This window comes from Gluconobacter sp. P5H9_a (genome assembly GCF_018812085.1).
GTDB lineage: Bacteria > Pseudomonadota > Alphaproteobacteria > Acetobacterales > Acetobacteraceae > Gluconobacter.
The window spans coordinates 22,281-39,839 of sequence record NZ_JACRVW010000007.1; the positions used below are offsets into that span (position 1 = coordinate 22,281).

At 55.9% G+C, this 17,559-nt stretch carries 20 protein-coding genes; 8 read left to right on the forward strand and 12 right to left on the reverse strand.

Annotation, left to right across the window (positions count from 1 at the left end; genetic code table 11):
- Both KP708_RS08990 and KP708_RS08995 read right to left on the reverse strand, forming a co-directional pair.
- On the reverse strand, positions 1-906 hold the full coding sequence (locus tag KP708_RS08990; protein ID WP_202207609.1) for a 50S ribosomal protein L11 methyltransferase: 906 nt from the start codon (positions 904-906) through the stop codon (positions 1-3).
- The gene (locus tag KP708_RS08995; protein WP_215750918.1) at positions 906-3,134 is read right to left on the reverse strand and encodes a UvrD-helicase domain-containing protein; all 2,229 of its coding nucleotides are present in this window, start codon (positions 3,132-3,134) and stop codon (positions 906-908) included. Before KP708_RS08995 ends, KP708_RS08990 begins: the two co-directional genes overlap by 1 nt.
- Positions 3,135-3,161: 27 nt before the next feature.
- Here KP708_RS08995 and KP708_RS09000 point away from each other — a divergent pair, with 27 nt between their 5' ends.
- Both KP708_RS09000 and radC read left to right on the forward strand, forming a co-directional pair.
- The gene (locus KP708_RS09000; protein ID WP_215750917.1) at positions 3,162-3,857 is read left to right on the forward strand and encodes a RadC family protein; all 696 of its coding nucleotides are present in this window, start codon (positions 3,162-3,164) and stop codon (positions 3,855-3,857) included.
- Positions 3,858-3,971: 114 nt separating this feature from the next.
- Complete coding sequence (radC, locus tag KP708_RS09005) at positions 3,972-4,745, forward strand: RadC family protein (RefSeq protein ID WP_252348092.1); 774 nt, start codon at positions 3,972-3,974, stop codon at positions 4,743-4,745.
- 12 nt (positions 4,746-4,757) lie between these two features.
- On the opposite strand, the gene KP708_RS09010 is transcribed toward radC, so the two are convergent.
- From KP708_RS09010 to rpmE, 6 genes are all read right to left on the reverse strand, one after another.
- A complete protein-coding gene (locus KP708_RS09010; RefSeq protein ID WP_215750915.1) occupies positions 4,758-5,888 on the reverse strand; it encodes a 5-(carboxyamino)imidazole ribonucleotide synthase in 1,131 nt (376 codons plus the stop codon).
- Positions 5,885-6,409, reverse strand: a complete 525-nt coding sequence (purE, locus tag KP708_RS09015; protein WP_215750914.1) for a 5-(carboxyamino)imidazole ribonucleotide mutase — start codon at positions 6,407-6,409, stop codon at positions 5,885-5,887. Before purE ends, KP708_RS09010 begins: the two co-directional genes overlap by 4 nt.
- A complete protein-coding gene (locus KP708_RS09020; protein WP_046901537.1) occupies positions 6,409-6,609 on the reverse strand; it encodes a YdcH family protein in 201 nt (66 codons plus the stop codon). Before KP708_RS09020 ends, purE begins: the two co-directional genes overlap by 1 nt.
- Before the next feature lie 160 nt (positions 6,610-6,769).
- Complete coding sequence (locus KP708_RS09025) at positions 6,770-7,354, reverse strand: DUF1013 domain-containing protein (protein WP_046901536.1); 585 nt, start codon at positions 7,352-7,354, stop codon at positions 6,770-6,772.
- 210 nt (positions 7,355-7,564) lie between these two features.
- On the reverse strand, positions 7,565-8,047 hold the full coding sequence (locus KP708_RS09030; protein ID WP_215750913.1) for an Hsp20 family protein: 483 nt from the start codon (positions 8,045-8,047) through the stop codon (positions 7,565-7,567).
- 154 nt (positions 8,048-8,201) lie between these two features.
- Entirely contained in the window at positions 8,202-8,426 is a 225-nt protein-coding gene (gene rpmE, locus KP708_RS09035) for a 50S ribosomal protein L31 (protein ID WP_046901535.1), read from the reverse strand.
- Positions 8,427-8,620: 194 nt separating this feature from the next.
- Here rpmE and mscL point away from each other — a divergent pair, with 194 nt between their 5' ends.
- A complete protein-coding gene (gene mscL, locus KP708_RS09040) occupies positions 8,621-9,079 on the forward strand; it encodes a large-conductance mechanosensitive channel protein MscL (RefSeq protein WP_099212467.1) in 459 nt (152 codons plus the stop codon).
- Positions 9,079-9,411 carry a hypothetical protein gene (locus KP708_RS09045; RefSeq protein WP_211503987.1) on the forward strand — a complete coding sequence of 111 codons (333 nt, stop codon included), beginning with the start codon at positions 9,079-9,081 and terminating at the stop codon, positions 9,409-9,411. Before mscL ends, KP708_RS09045 begins: the two co-directional genes overlap by 1 nt.
- Positions 9,412-9,487: 76 nt before the next feature.
- On the opposite strand, the gene secF is transcribed toward KP708_RS09045, so the two are convergent.
- Both secF and secD read right to left on the reverse strand, forming a co-directional pair.
- Positions 9,488-10,432: a protein translocase subunit SecF gene (gene secF, locus KP708_RS09050; protein WP_215757167.1), complete on the reverse strand. Its 945-nt coding sequence runs from the start codon at positions 10,430-10,432 to the stop codon at positions 9,488-9,490.
- A 5-nt stretch (positions 10,433-10,437) separates the two neighbouring features.
- On the reverse strand, positions 10,438-11,979 hold the full coding sequence (gene secD, locus KP708_RS09055; RefSeq protein WP_064273473.1) for a protein translocase subunit SecD: 1,542 nt from the start codon (positions 11,977-11,979) through the stop codon (positions 10,438-10,440).
- 151 nt (positions 11,980-12,130) lie between these two features.
- Between secD and KP708_RS09060 the strand changes: the two genes are divergently transcribed.
- Positions 12,131-13,126, forward strand: coding sequence for a Gfo/Idh/MocA family protein (locus KP708_RS09060; protein ID WP_215750943.1), 996 nt, complete (start codon positions 12,131-12,133; stop codon positions 13,124-13,126).
- 12 nt (positions 13,127-13,138) lie between these two features.
- On the opposite strand, the gene KP708_RS09065 is transcribed toward KP708_RS09060, so the two are convergent.
- On the reverse strand, positions 13,139-14,950 hold the full coding sequence (locus tag KP708_RS09065) for an ABC-F family ATP-binding cassette domain-containing protein (RefSeq protein ID WP_215750912.1): 1,812 nt from the start codon (positions 14,948-14,950) through the stop codon (positions 13,139-13,141).
- A 57-nt stretch (positions 14,951-15,007) separates the two neighbouring features.
- Positions 15,008-15,739: a response regulator gene (locus KP708_RS09070; protein WP_202207428.1), complete on the reverse strand. Its 732-nt coding sequence runs from the start codon at positions 15,737-15,739 to the stop codon at positions 15,008-15,010.
- A 223-nt stretch (positions 15,740-15,962) separates the two neighbouring features.
- On the opposite strand from KP708_RS09070, the gene KP708_RS09075 reads away from it, so the two are divergent.
- The 3 genes from KP708_RS09075 (at position 15,963) to KP708_RS09085 (ending at position 17,522) form a co-directional block, all read left to right on the forward strand.
- Positions 15,963-16,448, forward strand: a complete 486-nt coding sequence (locus KP708_RS09075; protein ID WP_256445262.1) for a sigma-70 family RNA polymerase sigma factor — start codon at positions 15,963-15,965, stop codon at positions 16,446-16,448.
- Between the two features lie 117 nt (positions 16,449-16,565).
- Positions 16,566-17,141: a sigma-70 family RNA polymerase sigma factor gene (locus KP708_RS09080; protein ID WP_046901528.1), complete on the forward strand. Its 576-nt coding sequence runs from the start codon at positions 16,566-16,568 to the stop codon at positions 17,139-17,141.
- 207 nt (positions 17,142-17,348) lie between these two features.
- A complete protein-coding gene (locus tag KP708_RS09085; RefSeq protein WP_160298815.1) occupies positions 17,349-17,522 on the forward strand; it encodes a NepR family anti-sigma factor in 174 nt (57 codons plus the stop codon).
- Positions 17,523-17,559: the final 37 nt, after the last annotated feature.

Genomic DNA, 17,559 nt, shown 5'->3' on the forward strand with positions numbered 1-17,559 from the left:
TTAGCCTCTTTTACGCAGAATCAGAGTTGCCCAGTCGCCTTCACGCAACAGACGCTCAAGAACAAGTCCCTGACGGCGATGCGCAGCCAGAACCATATTCGCCTGTGTGTATAACAGCCCAGCAAGAATAGCCGTGCCGTTCGGTGCCAGATTGATAGCGAGAGACTGCGCCATCCGGCAGAGGGGACGCGCCAGAATATTGGCAAACACGAGATCATACGGCGCCTTGACGCGCACCTGAGCCGTATTCCAGCCATTTCCGAAGCGACAGTCCAGCAGGTTGCCCTGTCCGTTCAGACGGGCATTGGCTTTAGCTGTCCGCACAGACCATGGCTCAATGTCGACAGCCAGAACCGGGCGATGCAGCAGCTTCGCCGCAGCCATTGCCAGAATACCAGAGCCACACCCCATATCCAGAATATGATGAGGTTTGCGGTACGCCACCATTTCCAGTGCTCGCAAGCATCCCCGCGTTGATCCGTGTTCACCCGACCCAAAGGCAATACCGGCATCAAGGGTAATGGTCAGGCGAGAGCGGTCAGGCTCGCCATGCAGATGGGTCCCTCGGATGGCAAACCGCTTGCCAACGTCCTGCTGCGGGAAGGATTCATAGGTTCGTGCCAGCCAACCTTCGGCTTCCGTTGCCTCACGAAGCAGTTCTGCCTCACAGCCCGTCAGAAGACGCGCAACGGACAACGCACTGTCAAGCTCGTCTTCCTTGTAACCAGTGTCTTTGACACCTTCGATACGCCAGTATTTCTGCGCATCATCAGCCTCAAAAATCCCGACAGTCTCACAGACACACATCAGGGCCTGCTCGAAAAGAGGAACAAATTCCTCCTCCACCGTAATGGACAGGGTTTCAAGCGCACTGGCATGGCGTCGGCCAATGCTGCGGGGTGCCATCACGATCTGATCTCCACGAAATTTGCCATGACGCGCTTGATGCCGCCATTTTCAAAGTTGATTTCCAGCCGGCTGCCATCCACCGCAATCACGGTGCCTTCGCCAAACTTCTGATGAAAAACCGTTGCTCCAAGAGGGACATTTGCCTGCGGCTGCACGTCCGTAACGCGCGGGCGAGGGGTCTGAGGCCCCCCTGAAGAACGACGCGTACTCGTAAACGGGCCGGACGCAAACATGGAAGGCGATGCCGCAGCCTGCCTCCGGCTCTCAAGAGACTGCCCGCTCGTCTGAACGTACTCGGATGGAATTTCCTCAATAAACCGGCTCGGCATGGAGGCTTGCCAGTTCGCGTAAATGCGGCGGCTGGCCGCATGAACAACGATGGCCCGAAGCCTTGCCCGTGTCAGCCCGACATAAGCCAAACGCCGTTCTTCCTCCAGCGCCCGGTTGCCGCCTTCGTCCAGGGACCGCTGAGACGGGAAAACGCCTTCCTCCCACCCAGGAAGGAACACAGTATCGAACTCCAGCCCTTTGGAGCCGTGCAACGTCATGAGGCTAACTTTGTCGTCGCTCGTCTCGCTTTCCGTATCCATGACAAGCGCGACGTGTTCCAGAAAACCTTCGAGCGTCGCGAACTCGCCAATCGCCCGCAAAAGCTCACGGATGTTATCAAGCCGGCCCGGAGCTTCCACAGAGCGGTCATCACGCCACATTTGCAGATAGCCGCTATCTTCCAGAAGCTGCTCAACAGCCACGACCTGACCTTCGGTCTCGAGCGTCGCTTTCGCGCGCTGAAACGCTTCCATCAGACTGGTCAGGGCTTCCTTGGACTTTCCCTTGAGCGCACCTTGTTCAATCTGCGTCAGAACACCAGCAGTTAACGGGCCGGGCAGGGTACGCGCTACACCATGTAGCTTCTGCACAGCCACAGCCCCTACGCCACGCTTCGGAACATTGATGATCCGTTCAAACGCCAGATCGTCCGAAGGCTGCGACAGAACGCGCATGTAAGCCAGACAGTCCCGGATTTCCGAGCGTTCATAAAACCGCAGACCGCCAACAATCCGATAGGGTATGCCTATCGTCATCAGACGCTCTTCAAATGGCCGCGTCTGGAAGCCAGCACGCATCAGGATCGCCATTTCAGACAGCGGATGACCATCGCCATGAAGGCGTTCAATCGCGCCACCAACAATCCGGGCTTCCTCATCGGAATCCCGAACCCCGATGATCTGGACCTTCTCGCCCTGCGCATCCTCACGGCCGGGACGGAGCGTTTTGCCTAATCGTCCTTCATTGTGAGCAATCAATCCCGCCGCCGCCGCCAGGATTTGCGCCGTCGAACGATAATTCTGTTCCAGCCGGACAACAGCAGCGCCGGGAAAATCCTTCTCAAACCGGAGAATATTTTCAACTTCGGCCCCACGCCAGGAGTAGATCGACTGATCGTCGTCTCCCACACAGGCAATGTTGGAAGGACCCTGCTCACGCTTCGCCAGCAAACGCAGCCAGAGATACTGGATCGTGTTGGTGTCCTGATACTCGTCCACCAGAATATAGCGGAAGATCCGATGATACTGCGCGAGCACATTCGGCTGGGACCGCAGGATCTCCACCATGTGCAGCATCAGATCGCCGAAATCGCAGGTATTCAGTTCGCGCAGCCGCTGCTGGTAGCCGCGATAGATGGCTAAGGCCTGCCCATTGGCAAAATCCGTATCTTCGGCAGGCGTCACGCGATCCGGCGTCAGGCCACGATCTTTCCAACGCTGGATAATGCCCATGAGCTGGTTAGGCGGCCAGCGCTTCGTATCCAGCCGGAAGGGTTCCATAATCTGCTTCAACAAACGAAGCTGATCATCCGTATCCAGAATATTGAACCCGCTCGTCAGGCCCACATACTCCGCATGACGCCGCAGCATCCGCGCGCAGATGGCGTGGAATGTGCCAAGCCAGAGCCCTTCGGCAGGCTCCCCCAGAAGAGCACCAACACGCTCGCGCATTTCACGCGCAGCCTTGTTGGTGAATGTCACGGCCAGAATCTGACTGGGGTAAGCCCGTCCGGTCAGAAGAAGATGGGCAAAGCGCGTCGTCAACACGCGCGTCTTTCCCGTTCCTGCACCGGCAAGAATCAGCAACGGGCCTTCGGTTGTCTCGATGGCACGTCTCTGCTCCGGGTTCAGGCGGGAGAGATACTCGGGGGTGGGGATGAGAGGGTCTTGCGGCACACTCCCGATATAGAGTGTGATGGCTCTATGGCCAACACATCATCTCCCCGGATCACTCTGACACGCGGCACCGGACCACAAGGCCATCGAGCCAGAATGCGAACCCGCGTCCTGACCAACGGCGCAGAAACCTTGGCAGATTACGAAATTCTGGAAATGCTGCTGTTCTTGGGCATCGCGCGCAAGGATACCAAGCCGCTCGCAAAAGGCCTCATCAGCCACTTCGGAAGCCTGATCGACGTCTTCCGCGCACCCACACAGGATTTGAGAAGCGCAGGCCTCAACGACGACACCATTCGTGCACTGAGACTGCCAGCCGTTGCGGCAGAACGACTGGCATCTGCCGAACACCGCGAAAGACCCGTTTTGGGGGATTGGCCTCAGCTGATGAAATATCTTGAGACCGCCCTGGCGGGAGCAATTCGCGGGCAATTCCGCCTTTTTTACCTGGACAATCGCAATCGTCTTTTATCCGATGAAGCAGCTCCAGAACTCGAAAATATTACCGTCCTGAATCGCGCTATCGCAATCCGCGCACTTGCCCTGCACGCCACCGCCATCATCGGACTTCATGTTCAGCCAGCTTTAAAGCCAGCCGCGCTTTCAACCGCTGCTCGAACGCTGGAAACCGCACTCAGGCCACTTTCGATTGTTCTGCATGATATTCTCTTGGAGGTGCCCGACACCCCGGTTTGCAGCTTTCGACAGGAAGGCTTGCTATAAGTTCGGAGGAAATCGTAAATCTACGACCACTACCATGACAAGGAAGTGGTCGTAGCCTTATATCCAGCCCGTACCTCAAGGCATATTCTGTGGCTTGATATCAACATCCGGGAAATGCCACAAAAACACATGGACGATATGCTGGCAGCCGAAGACGGATTTTCTGAAGTTCTGAATAGCTCTCTGCTTCAGACCATAAGATCCGCGGCCGTGACCACTCAGCGATCAACCGAGTTACCCGAGCCTTCAAGGGCATTGCTGAGCGGACGAGGTCGTCATCTGGATGACGATACTCTTCTCAGAATGGTCGTCACTCTTTTCACCGGCGACGAAGCAAAAGCAGAGACTTTAAGCCCCTTATTGCTTGAACGATTTGGATCGCTGGCGGGCATTCTGGCAGCCACAAACAGGGAATTGGCCAGCATAAAGGATATGGGATCACACATGGTCCCGATGATCCGGGTTCTGCATGATGCTGCACTTCGTTATAATCGTGAGCGGCTACCAAAAGTTGATCTTCTCGATAGCGAGCAGAAACTTCTGGACTACCTGACAGCCAGACTTGCGCGAGAAAATATCGAGCAATTCCGCATTCTTTTTCTCAACGAGAAAAACAGCCTGATCGCGGATGAAGCTCAGGCACGCGGTACGGTCAACCACACCCCTGTGTACCCAAGGGAGGTCGCCCGCCGCGCGATCGAAATTGAAGCCACATCACTTATTCTGGTCCACAATCACCCAAGCGGCGATCCGACACCTTCACAGACCGACATCCAGATGACCCAGCAGGTTCAGGCTGCACTGGATGTTGTGGGCGTCCAACTCACGGATCACCTCATCATCGGCAACGGCAAACATACCAGCTTCCAACGGCTTGGCCTGATCTAGCGCAAGCCACTCTCAGCCCCTCGGAGGCAGTAGTCCTTCAAGGGCGAGTTCGCCCGGCAATGCGCCACGCGGAAAGAGCGTGTTGACGTGCCCCATCTTCCGGCCCGGACGTGCCTCGTGCTTGCCATAGAGATGCAGTGATGCACCGTCTGTGGCCAGTATGGCAGGAACCCGCGCCATATCTTCCGGCCCGACAAGATTATGCATGACAGCGTCCGAATGACGTCGCGCAGGCGGAAGGGGCAGCCCCGCCACAGCCCGAATATGCATTTCAAACTGATCGATCAGACAGGCGTCCATCGTCCAATGCCCTGAATTGTGGGGCCGGGGAGCAATTTCGTTGACCAGCAACTGACCATCAGCAGCATGGAACATCTCCACTCCCATGATGCCAACCAGCTCAAGATCCGTCGCAATGCGTGTTGCGATAGCCTGAGCGTGCTCTGCAATATTCGGCATAATAGGTGCGGGAGCCAAGGTGATGTCCAGGATACCGTCGCGGTGGCGGTTTTCCACTGCGTCGAAACACCGTACTGTGCCGTCAATTCCGCGAACAACCATCACACTCAGCTCACGCTGAAAGTCGATCATTTTTTCGGCAACAAGCGGGTACGGCAAGTCCGTCAACGCAGAAAGTGCTTCAGCACTTTCAACCCGGAACTGCCCTTTCCCGTCATACCCAAAACGGGTCGTTTTCAGGATGAGAGGAAAACCCAGTTCTTCCAGCGCAAAGAGATCCGCCGGCTCGGATACCGCTTTCCACGGTGCCAGTTCCACGCCAGCCTGAGCAAGCCGGGTTTTTTCCAGAACTCGGTCCTGACTGATCCTCAGGATCTCGCCACCAGGACGGACGGGGCGACGTTTTTCGAGCAGTGACAGACCATCAACACTGATATTTTCGAATTCGAAAGTCACTACGTCACAGCGAGCAGCAAAATCTTCCAACGCTATTGGATCATTGTAAGACCCAACTGTCGCAGAAGCTGAAACTTCGATAGCAGGGCTCGTGGCCGCCGGATTCAGGATATGAACACGATAACCAAGCTTGGCGGCCGCCATTGCTGACATGCGCCCCAACTGGCCGCCACCAATAATCCCGATTGTACTTCCAGGTGCAAAAACCTGATTATTCTGAACCGTCATTCGACAGGAATGTCCGCAACAGCTGCCGTCTGGGTGCCGCGCCACGCGTCAAGGCGCGCAGCCAGCTCCGGATCGGCCAAAGAGAGAATGGAAGCCGCTAACAGGCCAGCATTCTTGGCTCCAGCCTTACCAATCGCCAGCGTTCCAACAGGTACGCCACTTGGCATCTGCACAATGGATAGCAGACTATCCTGCCCCTTAAGCGCATGACTTTCCACAGGAACGCCCAGAACGGGAAGGGACGTCCACGCCGCGCACATGCCGGGTAGATGAGCAGCCCCGCCAGCACCTGCGATAACGACATGCAATCCACGGCTGCGGGCCGTACGCGCATAGTCCGCAAGACGATCTGGCGTCCGGTGCGCAGAGACAATCCGACGTTCATGGGCAATACCCAGTTCGTCCAATATGTCACAGGCGTGCCGCATGGTTTCCCAGTCAGACTGGCTCCCCATGATGACACCAACGCGCACAGCGTCTTCTGCTTGAATGGTCTCGCTCGGAGAAAGGATCTGGCTCATCAGGCAATGTTATCCGGAATCAGACGGGTCTCGATCCAGGAAATCTCGTCTTTTAGCTGCAGCTTGCGCTTCTTAAGGCGCAGAATCTGGAGCTGATTGAGGGGATGGTCCACCAGGCGCTCAATAACCGTATCAAGATCGCGATGCTCGCTCCGGAGTTCGTGGAGGCGGCGGAGCATGGCATTGTTATCGGTCATCATTGCTATCGGTCCCGGAACTCTGTCACGGCATGATGACGAACAGAATTCATTCCGTCCATCGTCATGAATCCATATCACGGCTGAGGCGGCCTAAACCAGTCAGGCCCGCACCAATAAAAAAGGATGCAGCTTCGTGAAAAGCTACATCCTTGATCTCAGCTCAGTGAGCGCTGTCTTCATGAGCGTCGTATGCACTCACCACAGGAAGCGTCTGACCTTCACGGGCAAGACGGTCGTTGGCAGCTGAAACCGCTGCGTTCAGATCCATCTGGGTGCAAAGACCGAGAATGACGGGATCGCGCGGCTTAATGTTCGCGCTATTCCAATGCTGGCGGTCACGCACCTTGATGATGGTGTCCTTCGTCGTGCCCAGAAGCTTTACGATCTGAGCTTCCGTCAGATGCGGGAACTGACGAAGAACAAACGCAATGGCGTCAGGGCGGTCATTGCGCTTTGCAACAGGCGTATAACGCGCGCCCTTGGCGCGACGCTTCACCGGGCTGCCAGACGACAGGATCTTCAGCTTGGAGTCCGGGTTCGCTTCGCAGCGCTTGATCTCTGCGTCAGACAACTGATGATTTTTGACCGGATCGTAGCCGTTGATTCCGGCTGCAACTTCACCATCGGCAATTGCCTGAACTTCAAGCGGATGCATGCCACAGAATTCAGCAATTTGAGTAAAGGTCAGGCCGGTTTTCTCGATTAGCCAGACGGCCGTGGCCTTGGGCATCAAAGGCAGGGTCATGTCAGTGCGTTCCTTTTGGGGCGCTAAGGGGCCGGCGAGAGCGCAGGCACCGATTGGCGTACCCGGAGAGGAACGAAAGGCCGCTCGGGATATGATCGCGGCACCTGCTGGATGCACGGCGATAATGAGAAACGGTATGGGGCACCATCACACATCTGGTCAAGGTCGAAACGGCAGGGCAAATCCAAAAACCGCCCTGCCGATCCACCGTCATGCAGCGTGCTGCGTGCCAGCGTATGTGGATGCCGCTACGTTCTGATGACCATGAACACCGTTTCCTGTGACGATCGGGATACGGCGCGGCCGGACAGCTTCAGGAACAACCTGCCGCACCACGATGGTCAACAGACCATTCTGAAGCTCGGCCTGATCAATTTCTGTGTGATCGGCAAGCACGAAGCGCCGCTCAAAAGCTCTCGTCGCGATACCGCGATGAAGCCACTCACGATCCCGGGTATTTTCTGGAACGCTTCCCCGGATGACGAGCGTATTGTCTTCCTGAAGAACCTCAACATCATCCGGGCCAAAACCGGCAAGAGCCATGGTCAGGGCGTAGTCTGTCTCAGCAGTTTTTTCGATATTGTAGGGGGGGTAGCTCGGCATAGCCTGAGCATTGGCAGCGTTGCCAGCCATACGGGCAAGGCGATCAAAGCCAATTGCGCTGCGGAACAGCGGCGTAAAATCGTATGTCATGAAAACCTCCTCAAGGCAGGGTTCATCTGATGCAATCCCCAATTGGCAGACTGCGCTTGGTTTACCGGCCATGACCCCGAAGGCATCATGACCGATATTCCAGATGGTACCTGTCCTGCGCCCCTTCAAGAGGGGAGCGTGGAGGCAGACAAGCTTACTTGCGGGTACCGATACCAGCGAAGCGCTTGTTGAACTTGGCAACCTGGCCTCCGGTGTCGAGCATACGCTGCACGCCAGTCCAGGCCGGATGGGACTTCGGATCAACGTCGAGACGCAGCGTAGCACCAGGCTGACCATAGCAGGAGCGGGTCTTGTACTCGGTGCCATCGGTCATGATGACGTTGATTTCGTGGTAGTCGGGATGAATGCCGGATTTCATGAATTCTCTACTCCAGGAAAAAAGCTCCGATACCGACCGGAGCGAATCATGAGGCGCGTATAACGGAAACCGCTCAAGGATGAAAGCACACTTTACGGGATCACATGAGTCCGTTTATCCCTTGGGCGATGCAGGTAGCGCTTTTCCGGCCTGCAACCGCAGTGATGCGGGTTCCCCCAAGAGAGGTTCGAAATATGAGCGAAACGAAACATGCCCTGCATACTCCGGGCTGGCTGAGCGACTTCCAGAAATTCATTATGCGCGGAAACGTGCTGGATCTCGCCGTCGGTGTCATCATCGGTGCGGCCTTCACCACGATTGTGAACAGCGCCGTCAAAGATGTCCTGACGCCTTTCATCGGCCTCCTGACAGGTGGTGTGGATTTCTCTAACCTCTTCATCACCCTGAAGGGCCCGGTCAAGGATACGCTTGCAGAAGCACAGAAGGCCGGTGCGGTTACCGTCAATCTGGGTGTTTTCCTGAATGCTGTCATTCAGTTCCTGATCGTGGCATTCTTCATCTTCTGGGTTGTGCGCCTCATCGGCAAGCTTCACCGCAAGGAAGAGGCTGCACCAGCAGCGCCGCCAGCACCGACCAAGGAAGAAGTTCTTCTGACAGAGATCCGCGACATTCTGGCTACCAAGGCTTCCTGATGTCACGGCAGGCTCCTTTCGGAGCAACCTTCACCCGCAAACTGACAGGTTTTGTTTTGGTGGGGAGCCTGCTCTGTGGATGCGTGGCACGTCCTTTCGAAGGCGTGCCCCCATCTCCGAATGCCAGACTTTATGCGTATCTTATTGCTCACGGCATGGCACGAGGGGCGTTAATGAGGGGAAAAGTTACCCCCCAGAATGTTCAAAAGCTCATAAGCCTCGACCATGATGCTCAAAAAGCAGTTCTGAATGCTACAAGGCTTCAGACATCATCGGAAAATCGTCAGGCAGACGCCGCAATCGCAGCATTTCTGACCAGCTTCGATAGCTAGACATTCCGCCTCACGGCACAAAAAAACCGGCTCTGACTGAGCCGGTTTTTTTGTGCCTGATAAAGTCTTCAGAGCGTCATTCCGTATCGGAAGAAGGAGTTTTCCGAAGTCGCTTTTCACCCATCAAAAGCAGCAGGGGAGCAGCGATGAAGATGGAAGACGATGTTCCAACAACGATACCGAATAGCATGACCGTTGCGAACCCGGTCAGCGTGCTGCCACCAAACAAAGCAAGCGGCAGGGCCGCCAGAAAGACGGTCATGGAGGTGCCGAGCGTACGATTCAGGGTCTCATTAATGGAGAGATCCAGAAGCTCCCGCAGCGGCATCGTACGGTATTTGCGAAGATTCTCACGGATACGATCATAAACAACCACCTTGTCATTGGTGGAATATCCGAGGATCGTCAGCAATGCGGCAACCATCACCAGATCAAACTCAAAACGCGTAATGGCGAGGAAGCCCACGGTTTTCGTCAAATCCAGAATAAGTGTCACCACAGCACTAATGGCGAACTCACGCTCAAAGCGGATCCAGATGTAAGCCAGAATCATGGCCAGACTGAAACCGAGCGCCAACAGGCCATCCCGGAAAAGCTCGGAAGATACCGAAGCACCCACAGCATCAGCCCGCAGAACCTGCGTACCGGGTTCAGCCGCTGAGATGGCGGTCTTTACGCCATCAACAAGCTTCTGTGTCTGCGCTTCACGATCCGCACCTTCCGGCGCATTGATTGAGATGCGGACATCCCGCGGAGAACCGAAGGCCTGAACAGCATCTGGATGAATGCCGGCCTTTTCCAAAGCAGAGCGCAGCTTACCAAAATCTGCGGCTCCCGGCGTCTGGGCTTCGACGATGATGCCACCCCGGAAATCGAGGCCGAGTTTCAGGCCCGGCTCGAAAAACAGGATGACAGAAGCAAKGGAGAGAACCGCCGAAACGATAAGCCCCATATGACGGCCGCGCATGAAGTTGATGCGCCGATCGTCACGGACAAAACGGAGAAGGGGACGTGACAGCATGACGTTCAGACCGGCAGTTCTTTGGGACGGGCAAGGGCATACCACCGCACGACAAGGAAGCGTGACAGCAGCAGGGTCGTGAAGAGAGTGGTCACGATGCCGATGGTAATCGTCAGGGCGAAGTTCCGCACGGGACCCGTGCCGAACACGAACAGCATGACATGGGCCAAGAAAGCCGTCGCATTACTGTCAACGATTGTGCTGGTTGCGCGCTCGAAGCCAGCTTGCAGCGCTTGAAGCGGCGCACGCCCGCGCTTCACTTCCTCACGGATACGCTCATTGATGAGGATGTTGGCATCCACAGCCATACCAAGCGTCAGCAGCATACCCGCCATACCTGGCAACGTTAGCGTCGCCTGGAAAAGAGACAGGATCGCTACCATCAGGATCAAGTTGGCGAACAGCGCAATATCCGCATACAGGCCAAAGCGACCGTAGAAGAGCACCATGAACACCACGACCAGGACAAATCCAGCCGCAAGGCTGAGAATGCCAGCGTGGATGGACGCAGCGCCCAGGCTCGGACCAATCGTGCGCTGCTCAATAACAGCCAATGGAGCGGGCAGAGCACCAGCACGCAGCAGAAGCGCAAGATCGGACGCACTGTGGGCATCAAAGCCACCTGTGATCTGACCACTCCCTGCCGTAATCGGATTAATAATGTTCGGCGCTTCGATAACCTTGTTATCAAGCACGATCGCAAACCGCTTACCCACATTAGCGCGGGTCGTATTGGCAAAAGCCGTTGCACCAGCGCTATTGAGTTGGAACGTCACGGCCCAGCCACCGCTCTGCTGATCGATCACCGCACCTGCGTTCGTCAGATCCGTGCCGTCAACATCTACATGATCCTGTACGGCAACCTGAGAATGAGTGCTGATGTCTTCCAGCATCGCCGAACCGGGGCTGGCAACACTTGGGTTTGGCGCCAGCAGCCGGAAGGTCAGACGGGCAGTTGTTCCCAGAAGAGTCTTGATCCGCTCGGGATCACTGACACCAGGCAGTTCCACCACGATCCGGTCATCGCCCTCACGGGCAATGCTTGGATCAATGGCACCCGTGGCATCAATACGGCGGCGAACGATCTCAATGGACTGAGCAACAGCGTCCCGGGCACGCGCCAACATGGCATCATGCTGAAGCGTAAGCACGATGCGACCGTTGGCCTCAGTGACATGAAATTCATCAGGCACAACGACAGGAAGATCCTGCATTGTCTTCAGAGCAACAGCGCGCTCCGCATCTGAGCGTGGCTCAAAGCTCAGGCTGGCGGTCTGATCATCCTTTTGGAAGTCACGGTAACCGAGAGATTTGTCCAGAAGGGTCTGACGTGCCTGATCCTGCAAGGACTGCAGACGGTCATGCTCCAGGGACTTCAGGTCGAGCTGCAGCAGCAGATATGAACCACCACGGAGATCAAGGCCAAGGTGGATCTGCCGCCAGGGCAGGGACTGCGTGGGGGCACGCATGAAATTGGGCAGACAGAACAGGAGGCCGATCAGGCAGATGCCTGCGACGCCCAGCAGTCTGAGCCGGCTATAATACATCATAACGGGTCGAGATGTCCTCGGCGGGTTTGGACGGTTCGAGTTTCTTGCGCGGGACCATGCCGCTTCCGCAATGCCGATGCAACCTTTCACCAACATTCCGCCCCTGACGGCTTTGCGAAGCCGTGATGGACTGGTAATCCTGTCACTCATGAACACTCGGCGACAGCTTCGGGTCGGCATCGTCGGTGCCGGTCACTTCGGGCGATTTCACGCCCTCAAATCAGCCGCAAATCCGGCTGAAAATCTGGTGGCGCTTTTCGACCCTGACCCGGCTCGCGCCGCTACAGTTGCTCGTGAGGCACGTTGTGCCGTTGCAGAAACTTACGAGGCCCTGCTAAATTCGGTCGAGGCTTTGATCATTGCGGCTCCAGCCGAGCATCATTTCCGACTTGCCAGCAAAGCCCTTAACGCGGACCGTCATGTTCTCGTTGAAAAGCCGATCGCAGCCACTTTGGAGGAAGCTCGCAATCTGGCGGATCTTGCATCCCAGACGGGCAAAGTTCTTCAGGTGGGCCATCTGCTGCGCTACTCCGCAGAGCACAGAGCAATCACAGAGCGCATCGACAAGCCGCTCTATATCGAAGCCACACGCATCGCGCCTTTCAAGCCGAGAGGGACAGATGTGTCTGTCATTCTGGACCTGATGATCCATGACCTGGATCTGGTTCTTGCAATCGTAGACAGCCCGATCACAGACATCGATGCCATTGGCGCAGCCGTTTCAAGCGAACACGAAGACATTGCGAATGCGCGGGTCCGATTTGAGAACGGATGCGTCGCCACAATCACAGCGAGCAGAATTTCCCTTAAAACAGAACGCCGTATGAGACTTTTCTCACAGGAAGGCTACCTGTCAGCGGACTTCATGGAGCGCAAACTCAGCTTCATTAACAGAGAACGCGGTCTCCCTCTACCGGGAACCGGAGGCTTCAAACGCGAAGCCATCAGCTGGCATGACCACGACAACCTTGCCGTAGAGCACGAAGCTTTTGCTGAATCATGCCTTAACGGCGCACCAGTGCTGGTTGATGCCCAAGCTGGAATCCGAGCGCTCGATGCGGCAATCCGCGTCACCGAAAGCATCCATGCGTCTCGTAAGGCCATGGAGCTCTCAGGCCTTATCCCGGTAGCAGATAAGGCCTGAGAACCTTATTTTTTACTGACTTTCCAGCCCTTCTTTTTTGGCTTCAAGTTCAAGCCATTGCTCTTCGGCGTCAGTCAATTCACGCTCTGCCGCCTGAAGCGCATCACTGATCTTGGTGAATTTTGCTGGGTCCTTGCTGTACAGCACGGGGTCAGACAATGCCTCGCGATACGTGACAATAGCCTTTTCCAGCTTAGTCATTTTTCCGGGAAGAAGGTCAAGGGTCCGCTTGTCATTATAGCTAAGCTTCGTCTGCTTCTTTTCTGATTTTACAGTATTTTTCGATACAAGGTCATTCTCACCTCGATCTTCTGAATAACGCTCGGCAGGAGCTTCACCGCGCCTCTGAACCAGCATGTCCGAGTAGCCGCCGGCGTACTCGATCCACTGTCCCTCGCCCTCGGATACGAGAACAGAGCCCGCTACACGATCAAGAAAATCACGATCGTGGCTGACCAGAAGAACGGTCCCCGCATAGTCCGCCAGCATTTCCTGCAACAGATCCAACGTTTCCAGATCAAGGTCATTGGTAGGCTCATCGAGCACCATCAAGCTGGATGGCTTGGCAAGCGCGCACGCAAGAGCAAGACGCCCCCGCTCACCACCAGATAGTTTTCCAACAGGCGTACGTGCCTGTTCCGGCCGGAACATGAAGTCCTTCATATATCCGATAACGTGACGCTTCTCATTCCCGACCTGAACCATATCCCCACTGCCGCCTGTAAGCGTGTCAGAAAGGCTTTTGGTCGGGTCCAGACTTTCACGCTGCTGATCCAGCGTCACCATCGCAACAGAAGGTCCGATATAAACAGATCCTTCCTGCGGGGGCATGCGACCAGTCAGAAGACGGATCAGCGTGGTCTTTCCTGCACCATTGGCGCCAACCAACCCCAAACGGTCTCCGCGCAGAATCTTGAGATCGAGATTTTTTACAATCGTGCGATCCCCATACGCCCATCCCAGGCTTTCCGTACCGATCGTAATCTTGCCGCCGCCATCTGCTTCCGTCGCAGACATGCGCAGCGTGCTGGTGCCGCGCGCGGAGATTTCTCGGCGGTTGTTCCTCAAGGACGCCAGTTCAGCGACGCGGCGGACGTTGCGCTTCCGGCGTGCTGTCACGCCATAACGCATCCAGTCCTCTTCCCGAGCGATCTGACGATCCAGCTTGTGAGCATCACGTTCTTCCTGCTCCAGCACTTCGTCCCGCCAAGTCTCATAGCGCGAAAAGCCTTGGTCCAGACGCCGCGTCTTGCCCTGCTCAAGCCACACCACACTCCGGGATAGCGTCTCAAGGAGACGTCGATCATGGCTGATGACAATCATGGCGCAGCGCGATGCGGCCAGCTCTTTTTCCAGCCAGGTAATCGTCGGAAGATCCAGATGGTTTGTCGGCTCGTCCAGCAGCAGAAGATCTGGCTCCGCAGCCAAGGCGCGGGCGAGGGCGCAGCGGCGAACCTCGCCGCCAGATAGCCGCTCGCACCCTTCGTCACCCGTCATGCCAAGTTCAGCGAGCATGGATCGGGCCCGATAGTGCTCCGTCTCATCCAGTCCATCTGCGACATAATCGAAGGTGGAGGAGTAGGCCGTCAGATCAGGCTCCTGCGCAAGGTAATGCACCTTGACGCCCGGCTGTACAAACCGGGTCCCGTCGTCAGCAACAATGTCGCCAGCCGCTATTTTGAGGAGTGTAGACTTACCGGAGCCATTCCGCCCCACAAGGCAGATGCGTTCGCCTGGAAGAACGCCGAGCTCGGCGCCATCAAGGAGCGGGCGTCCGCCAAGAGTGTAAGTAATATTCTGAAGAAGAAGAATGGGTGCCGACATATCCCCTATGTGTCGCAGGGAACGTTTGCCCGCAAGGCACCAAAGACGGATTTTCTCTCAGACGGATTTTATGCCACCCGTTACGGCCTGATAGGTCGCTACAGCCAGCGCCATCGGCTCGAATGGTTTCGTAATAACGAAGGAGGGCTCATGCGCTTCTCCGGTCAGCAAACGCTCCGGATAGGCGGTTACAAAAATAACAGGCGTTTCATGTGTTTTCAGAATACGCCCGACCGCATGCATTCCGTCACCGCCACCGCCGAGATTGATATCGGCCAGAATAAGCCCCGGCTTCGTCTCGGCAGCCAGCTTCACGGCGTCAGCCTCCGTGTACGCAACACCCGCGATTTTATGGCCACAGCGCTCGACCAGATCCTGAATATCCATGGCAATGATCGGCTCATCTTCAATGATAAGCACCGTCGTCTGCGCAATGCCCTGAAGAGCCTGTCGAGCCACAGCCAGATTTGCCGCAGCATCTTCTTCAGAAATTGAAAGCGCCCGTGCCGCAGAAGCCAGGGACTGCTCTTCAAGAGAGGTCAGAAGCATCAGGGCTCTCTGAACAAGGGTCATGTCCGGGCGATCGGCGTTCCGCTCTGAGAACGCCTGCACAAGCTTGCCATACAGTGCCAGCCGGGGAGGGAGATCAGATTTTTCTTCCGCAAGAAAATCCTTCAGCGCACTGGCTACCAACTGGTCTCCCTGTGCCTGATCTCCAGCCAGGGCACGGGCAAAACGGCGAGCATACGGTACCGCCGCAATGAGTTCGTGACGTGACGTGTCAGCCATGGATCCTCAGCCTCTTGATATTAGACAGCCGCGCGGAAACCTTATGAAGGACTATCCGTTTGTGGCGATTGAATAATCATGACACGAGCGACCGGATACGCCTAGTGTCTGTCTGCACTTGCAGCTTTCATTTTCCTGAAAGGATACCCCTCTGACGGCACCTGTTTCCGAGCCTGAAACGGCTCCACAGGAGAAAAGAGGCGTTTCCTTTCATCAGGAACTCCTGAAGACGTTGCCAGACCTCCGTGGTTTCGCACGGTTCCTGACACGTGATGCTGTCGCAGCAGACGATCTCGTGCAGGACACAGTTGTTCGCGCACTCGCTGCGCAAACACAGTTCCAGGCAGGAACTACGCTCAAAGCTTGGCTGTTCACGATTCAGAGAAATGCCTTTTACGAGCAGCGTAGACGATCTTCTCGTGAACAGGAGATCATGCAGAACGTCGAAATGGACATGCCCCTGTCGTCCGAAATCCCCTCCATGCAAAGTGCCCGAGATGCCGTAACGGATCTCGGAGAACTGATCTGGAGACTTCCGGATCTGTTGCGGGAAGCCATTATCCTCGTAGGCGCACAGGAACTCTCTTATGACGAGGCCGCCTGCATCTGTAATGTCCCTCCAGGAACCATGAAAGCGCGGGTTTCAAGAGCGCGAAGCCAGCTTTCTATTCTGGCGGACGGGCAAACTCCTCAAGAATCCACCCATTAACCTGTTGAAAATTATTATTTTTCCAGAAATTCGAAAAAAAACTTACATCGGGATGCAACGATCTTGGAACCCTATTCATTGATCCCATGAAACAGGACGAAACCAGGAGTATTTCCCATGACGTTCCATGATCAGGTTATTGCAATCCTACCGAAGCTGCGTGTGCAGGCTCTGTCCCTCACGCGCAACCGCGCTGCTGCGGAGGACCTTGTTCAGGACGCCGTGTGCAACGCTCTGGCCGCTCAGAACAGCTTTATTCCCGGCACAAACTTCTCAGCATGGATGCATCGCATCCTGCGCAACCGCTTTATTTCCGACCTGCGCAAGCGTCGCGAGACGACCGACATTGATGATGTGCCAGCTTCAACCTTTGCCAGCCCGGCAACCCATGAAGACCGGCTCGCTCTGAAAGACCTGTCATTGGCTCTTTCCCGCCTGCCAGCCGACCAGCGGGAAGCCCTTGTCATGGTTGTTATTCAGGGCATGAGCTACGAAGCTCTGGCCGAGGCAACAGATTGCGCTGTCGGTACAGCTAAGAGCCGCGTTTTCCGTGCCCGTCGTCAGCTGGAAGCCTGGATGACTGGCGATATGCCAAGCAACGATAAGCTGCGCGTTAAGGTGAAGGCGCTACGTGACGCGATCGATGTCCGTCATCGCGCTGGACAGTCTGCTGACGATCTCCTTTTCTCATAAGCAGTGATGAACTCTTTGCCTCGTGGGAACGTTGGTATTTCGCCCATTTCGGAATTGAAGCGATTGCGGTAAGTGTACCGTTTTTGTAAACAGTTCTTTACTGTCGCTTGGCTACGCAACTCTCACAGAGCGGTTGGCCAAAGCGACAGTCTGCAGGGAGCAGAGGCGATTATTCTGCGTTGTCACAGAGAGGCTCAGGACTAGACAATGACCGGAGGAGACAAGTCCCAATCCTCATCCGGAAAATCCAAAGGGGATGATCAGGATTCTCCTTTTGGTATCTGGCTGAGTCGTGGACTGCATCAGCTCTTTGACGATGTTGCGAGCGAACCTATTCCTGAAGAGCTTTTAAAGCTGATCGAAGAAGACCGGAAAAAGTGATTGCACAGGAAGCCCGGCCTGAGATCCTGGGTGGCAG